Annotated in this window: 21 protein-coding genes and 2 riboswitches; of the genes, 4 read left to right on the top strand and 17 right to left on the bottom strand. The window is 39.0% G+C overall.

What is annotated here, in order from left to right; genetic code table 11:
- Positions 1-21: 21 nt before the first annotated feature.
- The 7 genes from ACXADT_RS02160 to ACXADT_RS02190 all read right to left on the bottom strand — a co-directional run bounded on the left by ACXADT_RS02160 (position 22) and on the right by ACXADT_RS02190 (position 8508).
- The gene (locus tag ACXADT_RS02160) at positions 22-2193 is read right to left on the bottom strand and encodes a transglutaminase TgpA family protein (RefSeq protein ID WP_474833116.1); all 2172 of its coding nucleotides are present in this window, start codon (positions 2191-2193) and stop codon (positions 22-24) included.
- The gene (locus ACXADT_RS02165) at positions 2180-3430 is read right to left on the bottom strand and encodes a DUF58 domain-containing protein (RefSeq protein ID WP_474833117.1); all 1251 of its coding nucleotides are present in this window, start codon (positions 3428-3430) and stop codon (positions 2180-2182) included. The genes ACXADT_RS02160 and ACXADT_RS02165 overlap by 14 nt, the downstream gene beginning before the upstream one ends.
- Entirely contained in the window at positions 3427-4401 is a 975-nt protein-coding gene (locus ACXADT_RS02170; protein WP_270182987.1) for an AAA family ATPase, read from the bottom strand. The genes ACXADT_RS02165 and ACXADT_RS02170 overlap by 4 nt, the downstream gene beginning before the upstream one ends.
- A 217-nt stretch (positions 4402-4618) precedes the next feature.
- Entirely contained in the window at positions 4619-5446 is an 828-nt protein-coding gene (locus ACXADT_RS02175) for a MetQ/NlpA family ABC transporter substrate-binding protein (RefSeq protein WP_474833119.1), read from the bottom strand.
- 17 nt (positions 5447-5463) lie between these two features.
- On the bottom strand, positions 5464-6123 hold the full coding sequence (locus ACXADT_RS02180; RefSeq protein ID WP_474814519.1) for a methionine ABC transporter permease: 660 nt from the start codon (positions 6121-6123) through the stop codon (positions 5464-5466).
- Positions 6095-7123, bottom strand: coding sequence for a methionine ABC transporter ATP-binding protein (locus tag ACXADT_RS02185; protein WP_474814520.1), 1029 nt, complete (start codon positions 7121-7123; stop codon positions 6095-6097). Before ACXADT_RS02185 ends, ACXADT_RS02180 begins: the two co-directional genes overlap by 29 nt.
- Positions 7120-8508, bottom strand: a complete 1389-nt coding sequence (locus ACXADT_RS02190) for an LLM class flavin-dependent oxidoreductase (protein ID WP_474833120.1) — start codon at positions 8506-8508, stop codon at positions 7120-7122. The genes ACXADT_RS02185 and ACXADT_RS02190 overlap by 4 nt, the downstream gene beginning before the upstream one ends.
- Before the next feature lie 82 nt (positions 8509-8590).
- Positions 8591-8692: riboswitch (SAM riboswitch) on the bottom strand.
- Positions 8693-8837: 145 nt separating this feature from the next.
- Positions 8838-8943, top strand: a riboswitch (SAM riboswitch).
- 84 nt (positions 8944-9027) lie between these two features.
- Between ACXADT_RS02190 and ACXADT_RS02195 the strand changes: the two genes are divergently transcribed.
- Both ACXADT_RS02195 and ssuE read left to right on the top strand, forming a co-directional pair.
- Entirely contained in the window at positions 9028-10170 is a 1143-nt protein-coding gene (locus ACXADT_RS02195; protein ID WP_474833122.1) for an acyl-CoA dehydrogenase family protein, read from the top strand.
- 48 nt (positions 10171-10218) lie between these two features.
- Positions 10219-10749: an NADPH-dependent FMN reductase gene (gene ssuE, locus ACXADT_RS02200; protein WP_474833123.1), complete on the top strand. Its 531-nt coding sequence runs from the start codon at positions 10219-10221 to the stop codon at positions 10747-10749.
- A 386-nt stretch (positions 10750-11135) separates the two neighbouring features.
- On the opposite strand, the gene ACXADT_RS02205 is transcribed toward ssuE, so the two are convergent.
- From ACXADT_RS02205 to groES, 8 genes are all read right to left on the bottom strand, one after another.
- Entirely contained in the window at positions 11136-14249 is a 3114-nt protein-coding gene (locus ACXADT_RS02205) for a DEAD/DEAH box helicase (RefSeq protein ID WP_474833124.1), read from the bottom strand.
- A gap of 469 nt (positions 14250-14718) precedes the next feature.
- Positions 14719-16674, bottom strand: a complete 1956-nt coding sequence (locus ACXADT_RS02210; RefSeq protein ID WP_474833126.1) for a hypothetical protein — start codon at positions 16672-16674, stop codon at positions 14719-14721.
- Positions 16662-17222: a hypothetical protein gene (locus tag ACXADT_RS02215; protein ID WP_474833127.1), complete on the bottom strand. Its 561-nt coding sequence runs from the start codon at positions 17220-17222 to the stop codon at positions 16662-16664. The genes ACXADT_RS02210 and ACXADT_RS02215 overlap by 13 nt, the downstream gene beginning before the upstream one ends.
- A 4-nt stretch (positions 17223-17226) precedes the next feature.
- On the bottom strand, positions 17227-18489 hold the full coding sequence (locus ACXADT_RS02220) for a hypothetical protein (RefSeq protein ID WP_474835816.1): 1263 nt from the start codon (positions 18487-18489) through the stop codon (positions 17227-17229).
- A gap of 308 nt (positions 18490-18797) precedes the next feature.
- Positions 18798-19478, bottom strand: coding sequence for a toprim domain-containing protein (locus ACXADT_RS02225; RefSeq protein WP_474833130.1), 681 nt, complete (start codon positions 19476-19478; stop codon positions 18798-18800).
- Positions 19475-19693 carry a hypothetical protein gene (locus ACXADT_RS02230; protein WP_474833131.1) on the bottom strand — a complete coding sequence of 73 codons (219 nt, stop codon included), beginning with the start codon at positions 19691-19693 and terminating at the stop codon, positions 19475-19477. Before ACXADT_RS02230 ends, ACXADT_RS02225 begins: the two co-directional genes overlap by 4 nt.
- 1069 nt (positions 19694-20762) lie before the next feature.
- Positions 20763-22403, bottom strand: coding sequence for a chaperonin GroEL (gene groL, locus ACXADT_RS02235; protein WP_270182980.1), 1641 nt, complete (start codon positions 22401-22403; stop codon positions 20763-20765).
- 48 nt (positions 22404-22451) lie between these two features.
- On the bottom strand, positions 22452-22739 hold the full coding sequence (gene groES / locus ACXADT_RS02240; protein ID WP_270182979.1) for a co-chaperone GroES: 288 nt from the start codon (positions 22737-22739) through the stop codon (positions 22452-22454).
- A 341-nt stretch (positions 22740-23080) separates the two neighbouring features.
- On the opposite strand from groES, the gene ACXADT_RS02245 reads away from it, so the two are divergent.
- Positions 23081-23791, top strand: a complete 711-nt coding sequence (locus tag ACXADT_RS02245) for a lysostaphin resistance A-like protein (RefSeq protein ID WP_474833132.1) — start codon at positions 23081-23083, stop codon at positions 23789-23791.
- Positions 23788-24012, top strand: coding sequence for a YdiK family protein (locus ACXADT_RS02250; protein ID WP_270182977.1), 225 nt, complete (start codon positions 23788-23790; stop codon positions 24010-24012). The genes ACXADT_RS02245 and ACXADT_RS02250 overlap by 4 nt, the downstream gene beginning before the upstream one ends.
- Before the next feature lie 19 nt (positions 24013-24031).
- Here ACXADT_RS02250 and tatC read toward each other — a convergent pair whose 3' ends face one another.
- Positions 24032-24799, bottom strand: a complete 768-nt coding sequence (tatC, locus tag ACXADT_RS02255) for a twin-arginine translocase subunit TatC (protein ID WP_270182976.1) — start codon at positions 24797-24799, stop codon at positions 24032-24034.
- A 20-nt stretch (positions 24800-24819) separates the two neighbouring features.
- The gene (locus tag ACXADT_RS02260; protein WP_224885557.1) at positions 24820-25002 is read right to left on the bottom strand and encodes a twin-arginine translocase TatA/TatE family subunit; all 183 of its coding nucleotides are present in this window, start codon (positions 25000-25002) and stop codon (positions 24820-24822) included.
- Between the last annotated feature and the right edge of the window lie 10 nt (positions 25003-25012).

The following is a 25012-nucleotide window of genomic DNA, read 5'->3' on the forward strand; positions in this document are numbered from 1 at the left end:
TATCAACCGTCTATCAAGCGGTCAAGATTGCATCTTTTTAATTAAATTTTCCCATAATTCCTTCATTTCGTTCCAACTAGATTCTGAAGGTTTCCCGCGATAATGACTTTCCTCATAACGTCTCGTTAAAACCTTCATGTCTTGTGTGCCGAGTTGATGGTCAACTTTCACAGCATACTCGCGTAACGTCTGATCTTCTCCGCGTTTAATTCCATGAAGTTCCAATAACCATAGAAGCCTAAAGTACGCTTCAGAGAGCGCTTTGTTATCATGACGCTTATGGTATTTACGAAGGAAAAAGCGTTTGATCCACTTCTTGTAATTTTTAAACGCATAGACTATGAACGCTGCAAGCACCATGACTAAGCCGATCGTATGCCAGATCGTCCAGTTCCATGATAATGAGAAACCTTCTGAAGATGATTGCTGTTCATTTTGCTCTGTTTGGTTCTGAGTTTCCTCTTCTTCTGGTGTAGTCGGTTCAGGAGCTTCTGCTTCAGCACCGCCTTCAGCATCATAATCAGAAACAAAGTCAGCTAAGCTTGTAAAGCCACGGGTTGGTTCGAACGGTACCCAGCCTACACCTGGAAAGTACGCTTCTACCCAAGAGTGCGCGTTATTATTTGTGACCTGATACTCGCCGTAATCGCCATCTGTGCTCACGTACTCACCTTCAGTGAAACCTTTTACCCAGCGTGCCGGAATATCAAGACTTCTCAACAGGACTGCCATGGAACTTGAGAAATTATCGCAGTATCCTTGTTTACTTTCAAAAAGAAATTGATCAACATAGTCTTCATCTTGATCAGGAATCGATACATCTCTCGTTTCATAAACAAATCCATTACCAACAAAGTAATTCTCGATCGCTCTCGCTTTATCGTATGGATTATCTTCTTCTGCTACGATCTGTTCAGCAAGTTCCGAAACACGCTCTGGCAGTGATTCAGGTAACTGAAGATACTGATTTTGAACCGATTCTGGATACTCTTCAGGTGCTTCTCTAAGCAACTTCTCTGAGAAGGTCGGACTTTCATAGGACATTGCGTAGTTATCGAGCACGAAAGGCTCTGCCAGTTTTTGAGTGAACACTTTTCCTGAAACGACGTTCGTTAACATCTGCACATCATCGGGTACGTCGATATCAGTTACTTGTCCAGGGTGGATGATGAAGTCATACTCCTCTTCCCCACTCATCGATAGCCTTGCATCTAAGGCTTCAACTTCAACGCTTTCTTCGTACAAAAGGTCGGTTCGCCCTTCAAAAATTCTTCGATCAGGGAGAGAAACGTCCCAACCTTTCCCCGTATACACGTCTTTCGTCTCTACTCGATAGTAGCCTCTTTCCTCTGTTTTTGCAGTAAAAACCGGCGTATCATCTTCAATAAACGGACCGCCAAGTCTCGAATCATCTTCATCGTAGCCAATCTTACTAATGCCATTTCCTTTCGCATCGCTACCCTCTTCATAAGACGTTGTCTTCTTAATGAACGGTACAGGGTCTGGCCACTGTGGTTCAGCCTTCGGTGCGAGATAGCCAAACACGGAAGAAAACGCAATGATTACAACAAGAGGCATAAGCCAGAACACTGGAAATCTGCCTTTAGAAAACGTCACGCCCTCTTGCTCTTGAATTCGTAGAATCTGGAGCAAGCCTAATAATACAAAACCAATGATCAAGATGCGAATGATCGCAACATCAGCGTTATAAGCCGTGAACGTATCGATCACAGATATATAAACAATGGTAACGACTAGGAAGAGAAAGATTCTCCTCGTTTGAATCAGCCAGTACTGCATGAGGTAGCTAATCAGCCATAACAAAATAAAAAACAACAGTGTCCTGAACAGGTTGGATAATTCACCCCAACTTGCATCGAACATCAAACCGATATTTTTGCCAAGGTCTGAGAGTAAGTAGTCAAACCACATCATCTCAAAAAAGCTGCCAGGGAAGAAAAGCGAATGAAGCGCATAGATCATCGCGACTCCCTTAATCGGAAACGATAGCCAAAATGGTATTTGAAAATAGGACATCAAAAACAAAAAGGCTGTGAATAGGATAAATACTTCCGTTTCCCCGGTATCTGAAATGACAGAAAGAGGCCTCAGCCACTCCCAGAATAAGAGGAAACCTAGACCGTAAAGGAGAAGGGAATAAATCCAGTCTAATTTCTGATCAGTTTGTTGCACGTTTCCCACCTACCTTTAGTTCCTCATTGAAAACCTCGCCTGATATCGCATGAACCTTTACTCCGAATTGAATGAGCTTGTTCAGTTCTGCTTGCTCAGCGAGTTTGATATTTTCTGTCACATAAAAAAATTCCACCTGTACTTTTCTTGATACAAGCTCTTTTAACGTAGAAAGAAAGACGGCATCAAGAGAAGGACTCACGATAAACACACCCGTTCCTGCCGGGAAATGGTGCGCTTCTCTCTTAATAACGGTATCGAAGGAAGACGTTCCATTAGGACTTACTCTAGCAAGATGGTGAAAGATTCTTCTACGCTGGGCCTTGCCGCCATTCACACTCAAAACCGTGTGATCTCTTCCTGAGGAAACGACGCCAATCATCGCATTCTGCTTTAACGCAGCATGCGTGATTGAAGCAGCAAGTCGAACCGCCTTCTCAAAAAGGGGCGAATAATCACGTCCGTAGTGTTTTTCCTCGCGATCTAGAAACAGCATGAAGTCACGACTCACCTGTTGTTCGAACTGTTTTGTCAATAACTTCGTGCTTTTCGCAGTTGACTTCCAATCGATCCATGACAACTTGTCACCTGGCACATAATCTCGTACGCTTACCGCTGTTGAATAATCAAAGTCTGCTTTTCTAGGAGATGGCCTCGTCCCAGAAAGCTGCTGGCGATAAGGCGTCCATGTAATAGATTGATAGCTTGGAAGAACATATACAGATTGCTCGACTTTCAGCTTCTTTTCATGCTGAACAAAACCGAACATATCGCCCGCCTTACACCGCAACGAGTGAAAGTGATATTCACCTCTTGGGATCGGATTAATGTGATAAGAATACGTCAATTCTTTTTTAAACATAGGGAAAAGAAGCGCTAATGAACCTCTTTGATACCGAGACGACTGTTCTGAAGCAAGCGGGAATAAACGCTCAGGCAAGAGATCCTCTACGATCAAATAAAAGAGAGGAAAACGATTGGCGCGCGTGACGTGAATCGTCACTTTCAGCTCCTGCCCATCTACCAATTCCATCTTATTAATCGTTCTCGTCATCTTGATTCCATCCAGTGGATAGAAAAGCAGTGCGAGAGAATAAATGACGAAAGGGACAAACGCATAAAAGAGAAACCAGCTAACAAACCCGCCCTGGAACATCGCATATGAAAAGGTGATCAGTAGGAGGAGAAATAAAAAGAAGAATTTCAATACCCGATTTTGTGAAAGCTTCTCTCTCATTTCACTTTCTCTTCTCGGATGAGAGGTACTTTTACTCGTTGAACGATCTCTCGTATAATTTGCTCAGACTCCTGCCCTTCAAACGCTGCTTCTGATTTTAACAGCACACGGTGTGACAAAACGTAAGGTGCTAAGTATTTGATATCGTCTGGAACCACATAATCACGATTCCGCATGAACGCATACGCCTGCGCCGCTTTCATCAATGATAGGGACCCTCGAGGGCTCGCTCCTAAATAAATCGATGTATTATGCCTCGTACGGCTCACGATGTCGATGATGTACTGCTTAACAGATTGCTCGACGAACACTTCTCTCACTTTCTTCTGCATGTCGATCAACTCAGCGATCTCCAGAGCTGATTCAATCATATCGATCGGATGACCGTGCTCCGTTCTGTTCAACACCTCGAGCTCTTCTTCAGGCGTTGGATAGCCCATCTTCAATTTTAATAAGAAACGATCGAGCTGAGCTTCAGGTAGTGGATACGTGCCTTCATACTCGATTGGATTTTGTGTCGCCATAACGAAGAATGGCTGCGGAAGAATGTGCGTTTCTCCATCGACCGTTACACTCCCTTCTTCCATTCCTTCTAACAGCGCAGACTGTGTCTTAGGAGAGGTACGGTTGATTTCATCCGCTAGAATAATGTTTCCTAGAAGTGGTCCTTTTCGAAATTCGAACATCATTTCTCTTTGATTAAAGACGGAGACTCCCGTTAGATCAGATGGCAGTAGATCCGGGGTGAACTGAATACGATTAAAACCCGCCCCCACCGACTTCGCGAGTGCTCGCACCATCATCGTCTTTCCTACACCTGGAACATCTTCAAGAAGGACATGGCTGCCTGCTAGTAGTGCAACGAGACTAAGTTCCGTAACCTCCCTTTTTCCTACCATGACATTTTCGATATTTTCTATGACTTTTTTCACAGATGGTTGGTACGTATCGTACTGGTACTCTGAGCTCATGAACGATTCCTCCATTAACCTTTTACAAGGTAGTTGTATTCGATATAGGTATCTTTACCTATTAAACATAATGTCTAAGTACTCATATCCTTATTGTAACAAAAATAGGAAACAACACGTTAGTAAGTTACTATGTTTTCACACAATTACAAAAACAAAACACGGTGTCTGGAACGAGAAAAGGCTTCGGTTCAATACCGAAGCCTTTCGCAGACTGTTATTTTTGTTTAAACCACTCAGGCTGATGAAAGCCCTGGAACTCTTCTTCTATGACTTTTCGAAATTCATCAGACCTTACTGCTTCTTCAATATCCTTCACATACTGCGCATCTTTATCTGCCGTGTTCACAACAACCTGGTTGATGATATTCTCAGGCAGCTTATCTTTCACGATCGCATCGTTTAGGTCCATACCTGCCGCGATCGCAAAGTTACCGTTCACTGCCGATACATCGACTGAATCGAGCGTTCTTGGAAGCTGTGCTGCTTCAACAGGCTTAAAGACAAGGTCTTTCGGGTTCTTCGTAATGTCTTTTACTGAAGCTTTTAGAGGATCAACATCGTCATCAAATTCGATGACTCCATTATCACGTAGAACTGTTAGACCACGTGCAAGGTTCGTCGGATCATTAGCGATCGCTACCGTACTCCCCTTTTCGATCTCGTCTAGTGAATCATACTTGTTCGAGTAGATTCCGATCGGAGCAGTGGGCACTCTGATCACACCGCTTAAGTCCATATTGTTTTCTTTCGCAAATGCCTTCATATATACCTCATGCTGATACAAGTTGGCATCGATCGACCCGCTTTTTAAGGCTAGGTTCGGCTGAACATAATCATTAAATTCCTTGATCGTAACCGAGTACCCTTTTTCCTCAAGATAAGGTTTAACACCCTTTTCTAGCATATCGCTATACGGAATCGTTCCTCCGAGTATCAATTCTTTCTTTTCTAACTTGCTCGCTTCACTACTCTTGTCCCCACATGCCGATAATACCCCGACTACTAGTAAGAGAATGATCATCACGACCGTATTTTTCTTCATATAAAAGCCTCCATCCATTATTTCTTATCTACTGTTTTCGCAATAAAATCACCAAAATACTGTACGAGCTGAACGATGACGATCAATAGAATGACGGTCGTGAACATGACCGTATCATCATAACGGTAGTATCCGTAGCGAATCGCAAGATCCCCGATTCCTCCACCGCCGATCGTTCCCGCCATCGCCGAGTAGCCGATCAAACTGATTGCCGTTATTGTGAGCCCTGTGATCAATCCAGGCTTCGCCTCTGGCAGGACGATGTGTTTTATAATCATCCACGGTGAAGCACCCGCGGCTACGGCTGCTTCAATCACACCTTTGTCGATCTCACGAGCAGCCGATTCTACGATTCTTGCATAAAACGGAATCGCAGCAACGGAGAGGGAAACAGAAGCTGCCATAGGTCCAATCGTTGTTCCCAACAAAAGGCTCGTTACCGGAAGCAAGAATACGAGCAAGATGATGAAGGGAACGGAACGAATCAAGTTGATAATGATGCCGACCGCTTGCTTCACATATTTATTTTCTAAAAACAACCCTCGATCTGTGATAAATAGGATGACCCCTAACGGGAGACCAATGAAAACGGCAAACAACAAAGCGATTCCAACCATAATCAACGTTTCAAAAAATGCGACGTTCAGTTCAGGCAAGAGCTCGATAATGTGGTCCATCGTTGATCACCTCCACGTTGTTTACTCGCTTCTCTAAGTAAGCGATCGCTCGAGACACTTCAGCATCCTCTCCACTCACATCCATGATGAACACACCGAGCGGCGTTTCCTGGATGTATTCGACTTTTCCATGCAAAATGTTGCCTTTCACATTAAACCTCTGCAGCATATCGGAAACGACCGAATCCGTTGCTAGATCGCGGAGAAACATGAGCTTCACTAGCTTCCCTTGTACATGTTCGATCAACGAATCAGGAAGATGGAACTCTAGTACGTTCTGAATGAACGTTTTTGTTAATGCATCTTTCGGATTTGAAAAAATATCGAACGTCGTGCCCGACTCCACGACTCTTCCCTCACGCATGACCGCACAGCGATGACAGATCTCCTTCACCACTTCCATTTCATGCGTGATAATGACGATCGTAATCCCAAGTTTTTGATTGATGTCTTTCAGCAATGAAAGAATGGATTTTGTCGTGTTAGGATCTAGCGCTGACGTCGCCTCGTCACACAGCAACACCTTCGGATCATTTGCTAAAGCCCGCGCGATACTCACCCTTTGCTTCTGACCACCGCTCAACTGTGACGGGTATTTCCCCTTCTGATCAGAAAGGTCGACTACGCTCAATAAATGATCGACCTTTTCACCGATCTGCTTTTTACTAACTCCGGCAGCGAGAAGGGCAAATGCGACGTTCTCATAGACTGTTTTTGAAGCAACCAAATAGAATCCTTGAAAAATCATTCCGATCGATTGCCTTGCTTTTCGAAGCTCTTTATTCGATAGCGATAGCAAGTCGATTCCGTCAACGTGAACGGACCCTGTCGTTGGCCTTTCCAAAGCATTAATAAACCGTAAGAGCGTACTTTTACCCGCTCCGCTATACCCAACGATTCCGTAGATCTCTCCCTTTTCTACACGAAGAGAAACGTTATCGACAGCAACGATCTTGTCCTTCTTTCCATACTCTTTCGTAATCTCTCTTAGTTCGATCATTGCACGACTTCCTTACGATAAGCATAGTTTTTTCCTGGATGGTCGTCTGGCAGTCTTGCGTCTTTGTTGAAGAGCTTTTCACGCAGCGTACCTTCTTGATAATCCTTTTTATAAAGACCACGCTTCTGTAGTTCTGGTACGACTAATTCTACGAAAGCTTCCAAGTCTCCAGGCGTTACGAGGTGGTTCAAATTAAATCCGTCTACTCCTGAAGCTTCGAATTGAAATTGAATCGCATCCGCTACATCAGAAGGGTTACCAACGATCACGCTGTTGCGGTCGATCGATTCAAAGCGATTCAACACCTCTCTTACCGTCAGCTTTTTCGGCGCATCCTTCGTCAACGTTGCCGCTTTATACTGTCCACCTTCTGTTGATTTCTTATATTCAAACGGCTCATCAAGGTCCATCTCTTCAAACTCTGCTACATCATAGCCACTCGCACCGTATTGAGCCTTTGCTGCATCAGCACTCCATAGCTTGTTGTACGCCTCAAACTTCGCCTCCGCTTCCTCTGTCGTTTCACCTACGATCACACTTAAAAACGAGAAAATTTTCACGTGATCCGGATTTCTTCCATGCTTGACGGCACGCTCACGAATATCATCGGCATAGTAGTGGATTCGCTCAGGAGTCGGTCCTCCGACAAACACGCACTCCGCATGCTTTGAGGCGAATTCTCGCCCTTTCTCTGATGTCCCAGCTTGATAGATCACAGGCGTTCGCTGTGGAGACGGTTCACTAAGATGCGGTCCTTCAACACTGAAATAGTGACCTTCATGATTGATTTCATGAACTTTGCTCGGCTCAACAAGCGTATCAGCCTCCAGATCTTCAACCACAGCACCATCCTCCCAGCTGCTTTCCCACAATTTGTAGGACACGTCCATATACTCATGAGCGATATCATAACGCTCATCATGACGAATCATCTTCTCAAGTCCGAAGTTGCGTGCCGCATTCGGTAAATAAGAGGTAACGACGTTCCAGGCAACTCGCCCTTTTGTTAGATGATCGAGCGTCGAAAATCTGCGCGCATTTCCAAAAGGTGCTTCGTACGTCGTGCTGACTGTAACGGCGAAGGAAAGGTGCTCGGTCACACTCGCCATCGCAGGGACAAGAAGCGCGGGATCATTGATTGGCACTTGCAATCCATCACGGATTGAAGGATTCTTACTCTTTTGGTACACATCATAAACACCAAGAACATCTGCAAAGAAGACCGCATCGAACTTCCCTTTCTCTAATGTCTTAGCAAGGTCGATCCAGTAGTCTAAGTCTTTGTATTTCTGATGACGCTGACTTTCTGGATGCTTCCATAGCCCATGTGAATTGTGCATCGAACTGTTCATGTCGAACGCATTCAAAATGATTTGTTTACTCATCTCCCTCAACCTCCACTCTTTTTTAAAACATAAAAAAGCCTCTTCATAAGAAAAGAAGAGGCCGTGAAAAAGCAACTGTCTTTTCTTATCCTTCAAGCATCGCTTGCTGGAATTGGCACAGTACTCAAACGAGTCTGTTGCCGAGGCTTCAAAGGGCCAGTCCCTCCACCTCTCTTGATAAGAAAGTTTGTTTTATTGAATTTAACGATGAATATACAGCACCGATCGATTCCCTGTCAACAAAAAATCAAAAAATTATTTCTTTTCTAATTACTTGTTGACATTGCGTTTATTTGTCCGTATTCTATTCTTTAACGCACTACCGCATACATTTATCTAGAGTCAGGGGAGGAATCTGGTCCAACGATCCTGCAGCAACCGCTTATCTTAAGCAAGGTGCTCATTCCAGCAGACTTTTTGTCTGAAAGATGAAGCTTGTATGGTTCGAATGTTGATGAGCCTAAGTCTACTTTCAGCTGAAAGTAGACTTTTTTTGTATAGAGAAAAAGGAGGATACTGATGCCATTTGCAACTGAAAAGCAGCCTGATTTGAAGGAAGAACTCACTGAACTCGTTGAACTTTTTAAAAGTAGATCAGCAAAATATGATGAAGAAGAAAGGTTTCCTTACGAGAACTTCGAAGATTTAAAGGCGAGGAACTTTTTATCATTCACTGTACCAAAAGAATATGGAGGCTCTGGTCTTAACTTGTACGAGTTCTTGAAAGTTCAAGAACAGCTCGCATCAGGTGATGGTCCGACGGCACTTTCCCTCGGCTGGCAGCTTGGCGTTATTTTAGAAATCGCTGAATCGCGAGCGTGGGATGAAGCGGTTTTCGAAAAAGTGTGCCACTTGATCGTAAACGAAAAAGCGCTTCTCAACCTTGCGCAAACTGAAAAAGCGACCGGTAGCCCTTCACGCGGCGGAATTCCTCAAACGACTGCTACAAAAACGCCGGAGGGCTGGATCATCAATGGGCGAAAATCCTTTACGTCAATGGCCGTGGCGCTTGATTACTCAATCGTAACAGCTGACGTTGATCAATCCGGTAAGAAAGGGTTTGTCCTGATCGATCACAAACTTGAAGGCGTACAAGTTGAGGAAACGTGGGACAGTATCTCCATGAAAGGGACAAAGAGTGATGATCTCGTGCTACATAACGTCCACGTTAAACCTGAAGATCTATTGGTAATTGAGGAGAACCACAAGGCATCTCCGAAAGGATGGTACCTGCAGATTCCAGCCGTTTACCTTGGCATCGCCTCTTCAGCCATGGACTACACGGTCGAATTCGCCTCCTCCTTCTCCCCTTCAACACTTCCTGGTCCGATCAAAGACGTGCCAGAAGTAAGGAGAAAGATCGGCGAGATGCAGTTAGAGCTATTCAACGCGCGAGAAGTTCTTTATGCTGTCGCAAAGAGATGGAGTGAAAACCCTGAAGAGCGTCCGCATATGGGAGCGGACTTAGCAGCAGTGAAGCATATCGTAACAAATAGTGCGAACCGAGTCGTAGATTTAGCGATGCGCGTGGTCGGTGCTAGAAGCCTGTCTGCCAGCAACCCATTACAGCGCCATTTCCGAAACGTACGAGCAGGGCTTCATAACCCGCCGACAGACGATGCGATTGTGTATAGTCTTGCGAACAGTGTGTTTGCTGACTAAGTATGTGTAAGAAAAATGTGATGACACTAGTTTAGGAGCGTGAAAACGATGAGCAATGTTGTACTTATTTACGGAGGAAACTCCCTTCAATCGAGACTAAAAGGAATTAAAGACTATGCGGAAAGTTATTTAAAGGAGCACTCGATCTCCTATGAATCAATCAATGTAATCGACTTACCCGCTACCGATTTAATCACCGCTAACTTTAGCAGCGCTACGATCCTAGAAGCGAATGAAAAAGTAGAAAAAGCGGATGCTGTTATTATTTTAACGCCTGTTTATAAAGCTTCTTATACAGGGATATTGAAGACGTATCTCGATCTTCTGCCTCAAAAAGGATTGAAAGGAAAAGCGGTTCTCCCAATGATGATCGGTGGATCGTTCGGGCATCTCCTTGCGATCGATTATGCGCTTAAGCCTGTACTCTCTTCTCTTGGAGCGACGAACCTCCTGAGCGGTGCTTATGTGATTGATCAGCATGTTCAGCGTGGTGAGGGGAATGAGTTTATTTTGGATGAAGAGGCGAAGGAGCGGTTGAGCGGTAACTTGGAGACGTTGGTGGAGGAATTAAAGAAATAAAAAAAGAGAAGACGAACATTCTGTTCGTCTTCTCTTTAGATTTATAGAACGTAGGATGATGCAATATAGCTAAGTGAATTGATTGTTTGGGACATTGTCACTTCCCATACAAATTCACCGAGTTATATTATTACATCATGCCGCCCATGGATTCTCATATGCAAATAAAGCAAAATAGCACCTAGTTTAATTGGGAAAGGCAACTTTTAGAAGGCTCAAACCCAATACCATAAACAGAAGGATATAATCATAAATGAACAATTGTATGCCAAGAAGTGTGTCATTTTACTTTGTTACAGAATTGCCTATGAGCATATCAAATAGACATGCTCAATATTAGCTTTTAAGCTTACCAAAGTTTCTTGCAGATATTCTTCTAAACATTTTCATTGGACTTCAATTTTATTAAATAGTATTTCAAATTTAGCACCTGCATTCTGCACCTGGGACCAGGTATTGCTTAATATATATATAAGAGGAATAATTCCTTCGTCATCTTGATGCCCCAATGTTACACTCTCAAACTTCCTTAGAGAAAGCATATTGCTAAGTAAAGCCCAAACGTACACTTCCCCTTCTTGATCTTGTTGTATATCCTTTATAAGATCCCATAGTTCAGCTGGAGAAAGGTTAGGATTATTCTTTAACGTAGTAATTCTTTTTCGTTCTACTTTGTATCTGCTTTGTTTCCATGTTCTTTCCCATTTTGAAAAGTTAGGCCGTTCTTCACTTAAGGGATGAACATAATCTAAATTTTTTATGATCTGTGAACATACATCTTGAAATGATGAAGCAGCTATACCTTTTTTTTCTTTCTCGGCTTTTGCATGAATAAAATAAACCTTTCTCTCTCCATCTGAATCTTTTATACCTATAAAGTCTGCAATTTCATATTCCAAATCTTCACATATTAAGTAATCTAAATCATTAAGTATATTTACAATCCTTCTGGATTCTTCAGAGTTTTCCTGATCTAGAGTTTCCCCTTGACTAGTCAAAAGGTAAAATAATGAATTTTCATCCCAATTATCTCTATACTCCTCACTAATCTGTGATTGAATCCCTTCCTCAACTTTTCTTTTTTCTGTATATCCTTTTTCTGTTAGGTGAGTTATTCTCTCCTTTATTTGAAACTCCTTTAAAATTTTACTTAAGGATTGCTTTTCTTTATCTAAACCGACTTTAATAAAAAAATTATGCGAATAAATATAATTCGGTGAGTTAGTTATAATATGGAAAGATTGAGTATTGCTTAAGAACTTACTAAGACTGGTATTATCAATTAGATAAAAATTGGATTGTCTTATTGCGCTTATATAATATTTATCTTTATCGTCGTTGAACACTATTTTATAAGAGACTTCATCCCCATTATCTGCTTTTAAAATAAATGTGTCATCTTCTATCGTTAATATTTTACTAATTAGAGTTATCTCGTCTTCATCTTCATTACGCAAACTTAATTTCTCATCTATATCTAACAAAATTTGACGTGGAGTAACATCCTCTGGTTTTTCTGTTACAGGAGCATATCTTTCGAAAATATTTCTACCATCCACCACTCTTTCAAACTTGGACTCTAAACTTGCTAACCATTCAAGGTATTCACTAACAGTGAAGAAAGTAGTAGAGTCTGTTATCCTTCCGTTTTTAAAACCTACATAACGGTTACGGTATTCATTACCAGAGATTAATATCTTTCCATTTGCTGTAGTTGCAAATTTATAGCGATCAGTAACACTTGGTGCAATCAAATTCATATCTTCTGCATTAAAAGTACTTCTTTTAACTTCTGTTTTGCTAATATTACCGTTTTGGATTGAGATTTGTTTAAATTCACTACCTTCGTCATACACTTTTTCTAAAACATTTGAGTTTAAAGGATGAGAAAATTCATAAAAAAAATGGGGGATATGATTAAAACTGTTATAAATAAAAATGTGATTATCACTCAACTTAGTTAATAACAATCCTGTTTTAGGCTCTATAAAAAAATGATCGGCTAGGTATGGAGAATCAGAATAATAAGCAAATAAGCATAAAATTAGAGAGCGACTATGATCGGGTACAATCTCAATTAAGTAGAGATCGTTATCTTCCAAATAATTGAGGATATAGCTATGTATCTCTTCAAAAGTTTTTTCTAATCCTATTTTCTGTATTAATACATTAGCCTGAAGAGGTAATTTGAGTTTTGTTAGATATTGGTTATTTTCTTGTGTGAGGTTAGTATTCAATTCAAGTCTGGGTAGTACTTTCCCATCTAAATAAACTGCTTTTGGCTGTGAGTTTATCACTGCATTCAAATAATTATTAAAGTCAAATGATATTAAAGATTTATCATTAGAAAGATATTCTTCAAAAATTAGATAGTTCTTCCATAATTCTTCTTGATTAATTTTAGAGGATGACTTATATATGATAGTTGAATACTCTTTTGTCTCCCCTCCAAACTCACTTTGCCTAAGGATTCTCCCGACTTGTTGTACTAAAGGCCTAGCATTGGAGAAACCGTCAAACAAAGCTAATATTTTAAATGAGCTATCATCCACCCCCTCAATTAATTTATATTGATGAAGCCAATATGTATATTTTTGGCTTCTTAAGTTCTTTGGTACTTTCTTTATCATAGAATCATCAGGATAGTTAGTTTCTGTAAATTCCTCATGTATGGAAATCACTTCCTTCTCATGACTATTTTTTATATAGTTATGAGCTCTGATAATATCTTCCTTACTTTTAAAGCGAATAATTACTTTCTCGTTACTTTCTATTTCATGACTTTTCTCAATTATCTCATCTATAAAGGGTTCTAAATCATCTTGCTCAATATCAATAAAATTAGGGGTACGTATATAATTTTGTTCCATTGCGTTTGCAAGAGGAAAATTATAAATATGTCTATTATCGATTCGTAGTTTATTTTTGTCGTCTCTAATTGGAGTCGCAGTAAAAAGAATTACTTTTTTATCTAATTCCCTCAATGCCTTCTTCCACTTCGACGCGGGTTCTTTATGCCCTTCGTCAAATAGCACTAAATCTACGCATTCTTTAAGCTCTTCAATTTTTTCTAACTCTTCATTAGATTTCATATAAGATAGAGCCTGTATTGTAGTTACATAAATATTTTGATCATTAGCCTCCAACTTATCAGGAATATCCTTAGGAAAAATTTCAATTACTTTTTTTTGGATTATATCACCAAACTCAAAATTATTTGAGATACCTTCCTCTAGCTCGTATAGTATGTGTTTTTTTACAGTATCAGATGATGTAACTATAAGCGTGTTTTTCACCTTTTTGTAGAAGTTGGCAAGCATATAAATAATTAGGGTTTTTCCAGTACCAGTAGGAAGTTTTATAAGAGCATGTTTATCAGACCTAGAATTCCTATACTTTATTGCTGTATTTAATGCTTCTATTTGGAAAGATTTTAAACTACGATTAATTAACTCTACATTTTCCCACTGTGTTATGTATTCAAGTCTTATCGATGACACTACTATTCCTCCAAAGTTTTATATAATAATATGAAAATGATATTAAAGAGATATGTTCACAATAATTAGTACTTATCTTATTCTTTTATATATTTCATTTCTGTACTGAAATGATCTAGCTTCTTTTTTATTTGGAAGAGAACAAACATTAATTTATTAACATAACTAGCCCCGGCAAATCTGACGAGGCAGGTTTATTTTTAAATCAAATGATATAAACTGTCAAAGTTGTTTAATCTTCAGATACTCCAGGTAGGAAAGTTCTTGTCTTTTAAAGTTTAGTTATTCAGTTTCCTAGGAGAAAGTTAAACTCAGTCTACGTGTATATGGGTATGTAAAACCCATTTTATCCTTTAGCATGGTTGATAAGTTCAGGTTCAGTGGATGGTCATTTCCACTTGTACTTATATTATCGTTTTTCATAGTAAACAAACCCAAAATTATATACAATACGAGGGGAGTCAATAATTTATTTCTTGTTTAATAATTTATTTTCTTCCGTTAAGGTTTCTACAACTAACTTTTCATACTTTGAAGGATATTTATTTAATCCAGTAGTTAACAAAATTTGAAAATTAGGCTCTGTGGGTAAAAAGTCGTCAAGGATACTTTCATTTCTATCGTATCCATATAAATCATCTAAAAGTGAAATGCAATTTATGAGATTCTTTTCATCAATCCCTAAGTTTTCTGGTGTATCTATTAGTAAAAACTTCGGAAAAGGTACCTTCTTAATATCTATAGACATTTTTAATAAAGTTACATAATATAAAAACCTCCTTGGAACATATGAACTTGCTTGTCTATATTCACCATCATTAACTAAAGGCATATAATTCTCATCAAGCTCAGCTTTTTCTACATTTTGGTCAGCTTTTTTAAGGAATCTTTCATAAATTTCATTGAATTTCTTAACTTGCTCGTCCATTAATTTTTCTACTTCTTTTTCCATTTTCCTTAATTGCTGTCCTAATTTGTTCATCTTATTTTTAGAGCTAATAAATTCACTATTTATGTTTTCGTATTGGTCAATTATTTTGATTTTCTGTTCTAAAGTTTGCATTTCATCTTTAATTTTAAGTATTTGATCATTAACCTGATTTAATTCTATATCATTGTTAACCAACGACGCATTTTCCTCTAAGTGATAAAGTTCATTTTTCAATTTATTTCTTTCTATCTCAGCATTAATTAACTCATTTTCAATTTCCTCTAAATCCTCTTCGCAGGAGAGGATAGCAGTTTCAATAGTCTCTTCAGATTTTTGTTTAGATTTAAGAATCTCTAAGTATTCATCAGAACTATAAAAAAACTTTTCATACTGACTCTCATCAATAGGATTACCACAAATACAATGGTTTTCTTTTCTGTTTACTTTCTTAAGACACGATGGGCAGGTATTGGGAGAAAAAAGATTGAGTTCTTCATGAGCTAAAATTATTTTTCTAATTTGGGTTGATTCTAAAATTATTTCTTCTTTTAATTTTAATAAATCTTTTAATTCCCTAGATGTAACTGTCTTATTCTGCCTTAGTTCTAGATACGAACTATCAACTTCCAAAAGACTTTCCCGTAACCTTCTTATGTAATTATCGAAATCAGTTGATTTATATTTTTTTGTTTTCAAAGTTTCTCTGTATAACTCTATTTTATTCAATTGAAGCTGTAAGTCTCTTATCATTTTTTTAATTTCGGGTTGATTTAACTCTTTTACTTTGTAACCCATTTTATCAACCATATCAATATAATTATCTAATGTTGATTTATAGGTATTCTTCTCCCGTTCTGTTCTATTATAATCTCCCACTTTCGCATAATAGTCAGAAAATTTATATCCAATTAAAAGTTCAAAAATTACTTTTCTTACTGCAATAGAATCGGCAACGAAATTATTGTTATTTCTGTGGTCTTTGTATATTTTTTTAGCGTTCGTATCTTGATCATAGTGAATTAAACGGAATAGATCAGAAAAGTTAACTTTAAACTTTTTTATCCCTTGGTATATTTCACAAACTTCAATACCTAATTTATTTAAAATCCAATCCGAAAATATCCTACTCTCTTTAGAAACTGCATTTCTATTTATAAAGTAGCTTCCTTCACTGTTTTGACCTTTAATGAAAATAATATTGTTACTCTTAGGATTAAAATACCTCGTGAACTCATAAGGTATGTCATTAATTAACACTTTTAGTAATACATAATTATTAGTGTCATTATATATTTCAGTATGATTTTCACTTTTATTACTAAAGTCAAATTGTTTAACATACATGCCCAATCCATAACTAATAAAAGAACTAAAAGTCGTTTTTCCTGCTCCATTTTCAGCTTCTATTACTTGTATTCCCTTTTTCAGATCTTTGGAAAAGTAGTGATAATTATCGCCTTTATATATAATTTTTTCAATTACTAATTGTCCCATACTCTCACTCCATTATTTATATAAAGCCTTTCTAACAAAGTCTTAATTCCAAGAGTTTTTAGCCGACTTATATCAGTTTTTAAACTCTCCGCATTACTTATTTCAATCTCAAATAAACTTGACTTTAATAATTTTTCAGAGATATTATCTTTATTTATCCAAATATCAATCGTATGACGTCTGTTGTTTTTTATTAACCCAATTAAATTTTCGGATTCGAGAGTAAAAATAATAGAAGTTATAAGATTTAATCTTAACCTGCTTTTGATGTATATCTCTTTCATAACCTCATAATCTTCATTCGAAGGAGATTTGTTTGTTTTTTGATATTTTGAATATGTAGCTAACAAATTTGAATCAGCGACTAAGGGAATTAGATAGCTCAACTTAGTATAATCCGTCCATTTTGTTTTTGAACTTGTACAGCCAAAGACATTAAGAATAATCAGCAAGTTATACGTTATGAAGTAGTAGTCTTCGTCCCTGCTAAACATAATTTTTTTCTTAATGTTTATGTGTGTTTGCTCATTTTTATTATTCTCACTCATAAAATCACCCATCAAAAGAAAGATAGCAGCTATCAAACAACTCGAGGATAGCGCTTCTTAATGTATTCTTATTCTGGTAAGTATATGTAAAGTCCTTTGACATCTCCTCAAGATGAATTTCTGCAAAATTGACTAACTCGTCAATCCATTCATCAACTACTTGGTGTTCTACCTTTCCATCATTAACTGAACTAATCATATCAATTAACTTCTCCTCGCATGCATCGAAAATTCTGTACAGGTAAGAACCCTTTTCTTTATTGTCAATTTTTGACAACTCTATTTTTACTGCGCCGATCTTTCTAGCAAACATCTTAAGTTTCTTTTTACTATAATCTGTGGTGACAGATTCTATTTTTTCTTCTAGATTCCTATTATCCGAAGGGTCAAGCTGTTTCCATTGCTTGTACACTGGGTCTGTAATTTTGTATTGGCTATTTCCAACTTCTAGCAATATTTGCTTAACTTGCGAATCATTGATTAACCTACCAAAAAGATCCTTTATATTTTGCCTTTTTTCAAATTCATCTAACAACCCTGCTATAACGTAAGATTCCTTTCCGTCAAAGTCAATTCTATAAAAAGATTGATTTCTGATTTGTTCTTTTATAGTCTCCTCCAATCCAAGTTCATCTTCTTCTTCAAACTTCCAATCTATTCTATTTAGGAAGCTCATCCATAATTCATCATTCATTTCCAATATGGCAGATAGATAGCCTTCATCTTGTTTATCTTGATATTGATTCTTGTAATCATCAATAAGGACCGCTTTAACAGTTGGAAGTAAATATTCATTATTATATTTTCTACTTCTTAACAACTCAATTATAGGTTCATTTGGTAATGATACCCCAAGTCCCCGGGTCCTTTTGGTATTATTTTCCTTGCCGATTTTTACGGTAGTATAAAAACAAAAGATTAGACCTTCAATATTATTTTGAAACCAACAGTCCAAAAAAATAATAAGTGAATTTCTCACCTCATCTGACATAAAAGTAAAAGATCTTTCAGGGTTATAGTTCTTATCACCTTCAGATAAAACCTCGGTATAATCATCTTCCATAGTCTTTAGATAAACATCATCTAAATATTCTGTCCCTGCAAATATAATTGCTTTTTCTGAAGCAGCCATTTTATCAAACAGAAGTTTTATGGCTCTTAGTCTTTGTAGACGAAAACCCTTCCCTTGTTCGCCTGCTTCTCTATTAATAGCATTCATAGAATTACACCCCATAAAATTTTTCGTGTGTTTTGTTGTTCTTATCATCCCGCTATACCTCTTAAAAACTACTCATCTAAAATATGGAAAGACATAATATTAGTTTAACATATCCTTTTATTAGTTCTGTTTAACGAAGAAAACTTTTCCAACACAGGTATCTTTAGACCTGCTTGTTTTGTAGTTTACATATAACTACTTTCAATTTTCGCCCCCTAATACAGGCTGTACGCAAAAATCAGAAGTAATCCGACCTTAAGTACAGTAACCTTTTTGGCTTTTATTTATATCCACCCTTTTTTTACCAATTTCCACCTAAAATCGAAAAAAATTGAAGGACTGCTTGTATTCCATCTCTAAATCAACTTTTTTCCCTCTGTTTTTCTTATTTGTTCTGCATTCCAGTCATTAGCACACGGGATATCCATTCTTGCTTTTTTGTTTATCAACACATTATATTTACTTGCAAACTCTCTTCCAGTCTTATCATTATCCGTACAGAAAGTTATTTGCTTCACCTTATGACCTTCCTTACCCTTCCTTTTGATTTCATCAATCATAGTCTGGCGCTTAAGCCCATATATGGGAACTAACCGAGTGTTTTGCATTTTTTCTTTCTTAATACTCCAGTAAAACAATGCATCAATCGGACTTTCAAACAGATAAATAGAATTTGGATTACCTATATCAACGGAGAACCCAGTCGACCCATGGCTGTTCCTATCAATTCCTTTAAATATTCGACCATCTTTCATTTGATAGGTACCTTGGCGGTCTACTATTTCTTCCTCCTGCTTCCACTTAAACACTACATTCCCAAGCTTGTCCTGTCCGATTAAGTCTTTATTACCAAGCCAATGAACAATCTTAGGATGAATCTTTCGTTCATTTGTAAGATAATCTTTAGCTTTTGTTCTATCGTTCACTTCATAATGGGAGGGATAATGATAAATTTCCTTAGGCTTTTGCTCTTGGGAATTGTCTTTCACTTTATAACCTTGTGCATTCAGATCAAGAACAGCTTTCAGAAAACTCATGCCATAAACATTTTGGCGAAGTTAATTACTCCAGCTCCTTTTTCGTCTCTGGAGTTCCAGGCATACATTTGCTCTTTAATCACTAGGCTGTCATGCACTTGGTGCCGATAATACCTCCTCTCCCTTTTCAGTGGTTCTCCTTTACGCTCGAGATAGTCTATGAGATCTACATTACGAGCAACCTCCACTTGGTTCGCGCTTACATGTTTGGCCATGCAGCACTTCCTCCTCTCTAAAATTAGATATAAAAAAAGACAGGGAGAATTTCTCCCTGTCTAGCGTTCAATCTCTACTTTTGCTTTTCCTTCTGGTGAGAAGCCTCTATATTGACCTTTTCACTCTTCATTTCCAAAGTGGTGTTTTCTTTCACTTCATGGAACTCTCGGTCCAGCTTACTTTCGATTTGTGATAGTCGGTGGTATCAATATTGAAATGAAGCAACCGTGTAAGCTGTCATTTCCGCCTAAAATTCTTTTTCAGGTTTGGTGTAGTCATTCATATTTTCCTTTGTGTAAAGTTTGGCGTGAGTGAGTTCATGCAGGTAGAATGGTTTTTCGGAAAGCTGTAGAGTTTAACTTTATTAAAGATAGTCCATGCGACTTCGCAAAAATTCCACGTAAAGTGGAATCGATAAAGATTACCCCATGTTTTTGACGCTTGCTTATAGTGGACTACGAGTAGGTGAGCTTATCTGCCGGATATAGACATGGATAAAAAACACTAAGAGTAACCAACCAAAACGTATTACAACCCCAACAATAGGAGAAAAGAGTATCAACTACTGACTCCAAAACTAAAGGATCGATCAGAACGCTAAAAATGGACGCTGGAGTTATTGAGGTCCTTAAAAGACACAAAGAACACCAAGATGATCTTATTGAGAAAATGAAGAACGAATATTCTCAATTGGATTTTGTCTTTGCTAAGGAAGTTCAGAATCTTGGATACCCTGAGTTTTTAAAGACCGTAAACACCCATATGAGACGTCTATTAAAAATTAGTGGTATCCATAAGGAACTTACCCCACACCTCTCTATTAATTGAAGCAGGTGTAGGAGTTAAAGAAATTCAACAACGATTAGTTCATGGAGATATAAACACAACCATGAATATATACGCGCACATTACTGAAAACATGGAAAAAAAAGCCTCTCATAAGTTCAGTGAACTTATGAGAGGCTTGTTAGATATATAGTGTTTTCTCCGCCAGGTATGTCAAAAGTATATCTTTTTGACTTTTGGGGTGAAGCTAAACCCTTGATATCAAGGCTCATGGGTGCATGATTACATCATACCGCCCATTCCACCCATACCGCCCATGCCGCTCATGTCAGGCATGCCGCCGCCTTCGTTTTCCTCAGGTTTGTCAGCGATAACTGCTTCCGTTGTAAGAAGCATAGCAGATACAGATGCAGCGTTTTGTAGAGCTGAACGTGTAACTTTTGTAGGGTCAACGATACCAGCGTCTACCATGTTTACCCACTCACCAGTAAGAGCGTTGAAGCCGATACCGATCTTCTCGCCTTTCAGGCGCTCAACAACAACGGATCCTTCAAGACCAGCGTTGTGAGAGATCTGACGGATTGGCTCTTCTAGTGCGCGAAGAACGATCTTCACACCAGTTGCTTCATCACCAGTTGCTTCAACAGCTTGAACTGCCTTCACAACGTTAACAAGAGCAGTACCACCACCGGATACGATACCTTCTTCAACCGCTGCGCGAGTTGAGTTAAGAGCATCCTCGATGCGTAGTTTACGTTCTTTCAATTCTGTTTCAGTTGCAGCACCAACTTTGATGACAGCTACGCCGCCAGCAAGTTTAGCAAGACGCTCCTGAAGTTTTTCTTTATCGAACTCAGAAGTTGTTTCTTCTAGCTGAGCTTTGATTTGGTTAACGCGAGCAGCGATCTTATCAGTTTCGCCAGAGCCTTCAACGATTGTTGTGTTTTCTTTCGTTACAACAACTTTAGAAGCGCGGCCAAGCTGCGTGATGTTTGCTTGCTTAAGATCTAGACCAAGATCTTCAGTAATCACTTCAGCACCAGTTAGTGTACCGATGTCTTCAAGCATAGCTTTACGACGGTCACCGAAACCAGGAGCTTTAACAGCTACTGCGTTGAACGTTCCTCGAAGCTTGTTCACAACGAGTGTTGCAAGAGCTTCACCTTCAACGTCTTCAGCGATCATAAGAAGTGGTTTACCTTGTTGTACCACTTGCTCAAGCACTGGAAGTACATCTTGGATGCTTGCGATCTTCTTATCAGTGATAAGGATATATGGATCTTCTAGAACAGCTTCCATTTTATCAGAGTCTGTTACCATGTAAGGAGATGCATATCCGCGGTCGAACTGCATACCTTCTACTACTTCAAGCTCAGTAGCGAATCCTTTTGATTCTTCAACAGTGATAACGCCGTCGTTTCCAACGCGCTCCATTGCTTCAGCGATCAATTGACCTACTTCTTCGTCAGCAGCAGAGATAGACGCAACCTGTGCGATTGACTCTTTACCTTCGATTGGCTTAGAAATTTTCTTAAGCTCATCAACAGCAGCTTTTGTTGCTTTTTCGATTCCTTTACGGATAACCATTGGGTTAGCACCAGAAGCAACGTTTTTAAGTCCTTCACGAACCATTGCTTGTGCAAGAACCGTTGCAGTTGTTGTACCGTCACCAGCAACGTCGTTCGTCTTGCTTGCTACTTCAGCTACAAGCTTAGCACCCATGTTTTCGAATGCATCTTCAAGTTCAATTTCTTTCGCGATCGTTACACCGTCATTTGTGATAAGAGGAGAACCGAACTTCTTCTCTAGTACCACGTTACGTCCTTTTGGACCGAGTGTAACTTTTACTGCGTTTGCAAGAGAATCAACACCGCGAAGCATTGAGCGACGGGCTTCTTCACTAAACTTAATATCTTTAGCCATTTGTTACCCTCCAATTTATGTAGTTCTTATTTTATTTGAGTGGTTGTATTACTTGCTTACAACTGCAAGAATATCGTTTTCACGAAGAATTAAATATTCTTTACCGTCATATTTTACTTCAGTACCAGCATACTTACTGTAAATAACTGCATCGCCTTCTGAAACTTCAAGAGCTACACGCTCGCCAGAATCAGTTAACACACCGCTACCTACAGATACAATGCGACCTTCTTGAGGCTTTTCTTTTGCAGAATCAGGAAGTACGATTCCACTAGACGTTTTTTCTTCTAATTGAATTGGTTCTACTACTACGCGATCACCTAAAGGCTTTAACAACTCAAACACCCTCCTCAGTGGATATTAATGGTTTGTATTGTTTCTGTTAGCACTCAACATAGGCGAGTGCTAACACATGTATATAATAAAATATTTCGCTATTCTTTTGCAAGTAGTAAAGTTGATTTTTTTAACAGAAAATTTGCATTCCTTTATTTATCAACTTCTTCCAAATAAAAGATAAGACTTACGTACTAGTTATCAGAACATTCCCTCTTCAGATTCGTCACTGTTTCGAAACTCTTCTAAAGGGCATTCCCATTCCTAAATGTGTTAAACTAATACAAGTATGCAAAATGCCTTTATCTAGGCATGCAAACCACTAAAAGGAGTTATGCTTCTTGGCAAAACACTATTGGACTATCTTAATTACTTATATTGTTATGCAGCTTTCCGGATATCCGGGTGCAAAACTATTTCAATCCCTAGATGTTCCGAACCCAGTCGTAAGCTACTCGGTTGTGAGCTTTTTTACAGCACTCATCATCATGCTGTTTCTACTCCGCTCAACTCCTGATGAGCCGTTTGAACGTTCTACCCGCGTAACAGCAGGGAAAGCGGTGAGCTGGAGCATTCTTGGTATCTTCATGGCTTACTTTGCTCAAATTATCGCAGCGATGATCGAGGTCAATTTATTCGGAATCGAACCTGGATCAGAAAATACAGAGATGCTGATGGATGTTGCGAAGGCATCACCGATCTTCATCCTTGTAATAGCGATCATTGGCCCAATTCTTGAAGAGATCGTCTTTAGAAAAGTGATTTTCGGGGCACTCTATACACGGTTTAACTTTTGGATCGCTGGAATCGCGAGTTCGGTTATCTTTGCAGCCATCCATTTGGATTTCGACCACATCCTTGTTTATACTGCGATGGGACTTACGTTCGCGTTTCTATATGTAAAAACGAAGCGGTTGATCGTACCGATTGTCGCTCATATGACGATGAATACGATTGTTGTCTTAATTAACATCTTCTTTGCAGATGATCTAGCAGAACTACAGAAGAAAGCGGAACAAATGCAATCATTTATTGGAGGAGTACTTACATGAGATTTTCACCAACTCTAATGGGGTTTTTCTACGCAGGGCTCGGTTCGATCTTCACGTACCTTGCGATTCAAAGCGCCCGTTCTGATGCAGATATGTGGAGCCTTTGGACGATACTACTGATGGTGCTCGCCACAGTTGATTTCGCTTACTCCATTCGCTTCTTTTTACTTAAAAAGAAAATCAATCAACTGAAGAAAAAAGATCAAAACAAAAAGCGATAGGGCTATCCTATCGCTTTTGTTATGCTTCCTGTTCCGAATCCTGCTCTTCCAATTGACGCTTCGCCTCTGCTTGTAGTCTCTTTCTATAACCATAGCGAGACACAAGAATGCTGAATTCATATAGTAAAAACAATGGTACCGAAACCATGAGGTGTGAAATAATTTCAGGCGGTGTGATCATACCCGCTATGACGAGGAGTCCAAAATACGCGTATCTCCTAATCTGTACAAGCATGGCAGGATTTAAAATTCCGAGTCTTGTAAAGAAAAGAACGATCACAGGCAGCTGAAACACAAAGCCAAATGGTAATGTTAACTGAAACAAGAAAGTGAAGTATTGATTTGCGCCGTACATTTCCTGAATGTTGAGGCTTTCTGCCAAATTCCCGACAAAGTCGATGACAAAAGGAAACAGGACGAAATATGAAAATGAAACTCCTCCAAGAAAGAGGAGAAAGACTGCTGGGATATACGATAACGTTACTTTCCGTTCATTATCATAAAGTCCTGGCGAAACAAAAGCCCATAGCTGATAGAGAGCGATGGGCGATGTCATAATGAAAGCAACCAGGAACGCAAAGCTGAAATAAACCTTTAACGGGTCTGTTAATGTAAAAGCGTTCATCGGAATACCCTGTGCTTCAGGAGCATTCTGGAGAAAGACGATGACCGGCTTTGCGATGAATAGTCCCGCAATAAAGGAGAGAATTAAGACGACGACTGTGATGATGATTCGTTTTCTTAATTCTTCTATGTGATCATAGATGGATTGTTTTTGTTCATCCATTCCCTATCCGTCCTAACCGATTACTGTTCGTTTTTTTTCTTATCGTTCGTATCATCGTCGTCATCTGCTAGACCTTTTGTTGCGTTCTTGAACTCACGAAGTGTGTTACCTGCTGCTTTACCAAGCTCAGGTAGTTTCTTAGGTCCAAAAATGATCAAAGCAACAACTGCAACTAGAGCGATACTTGCGCCACCCATTCCCATGCGTGTCACC

This window comes from Anaerobacillus sp. ABR4_321, assembly GCF_056158505.1.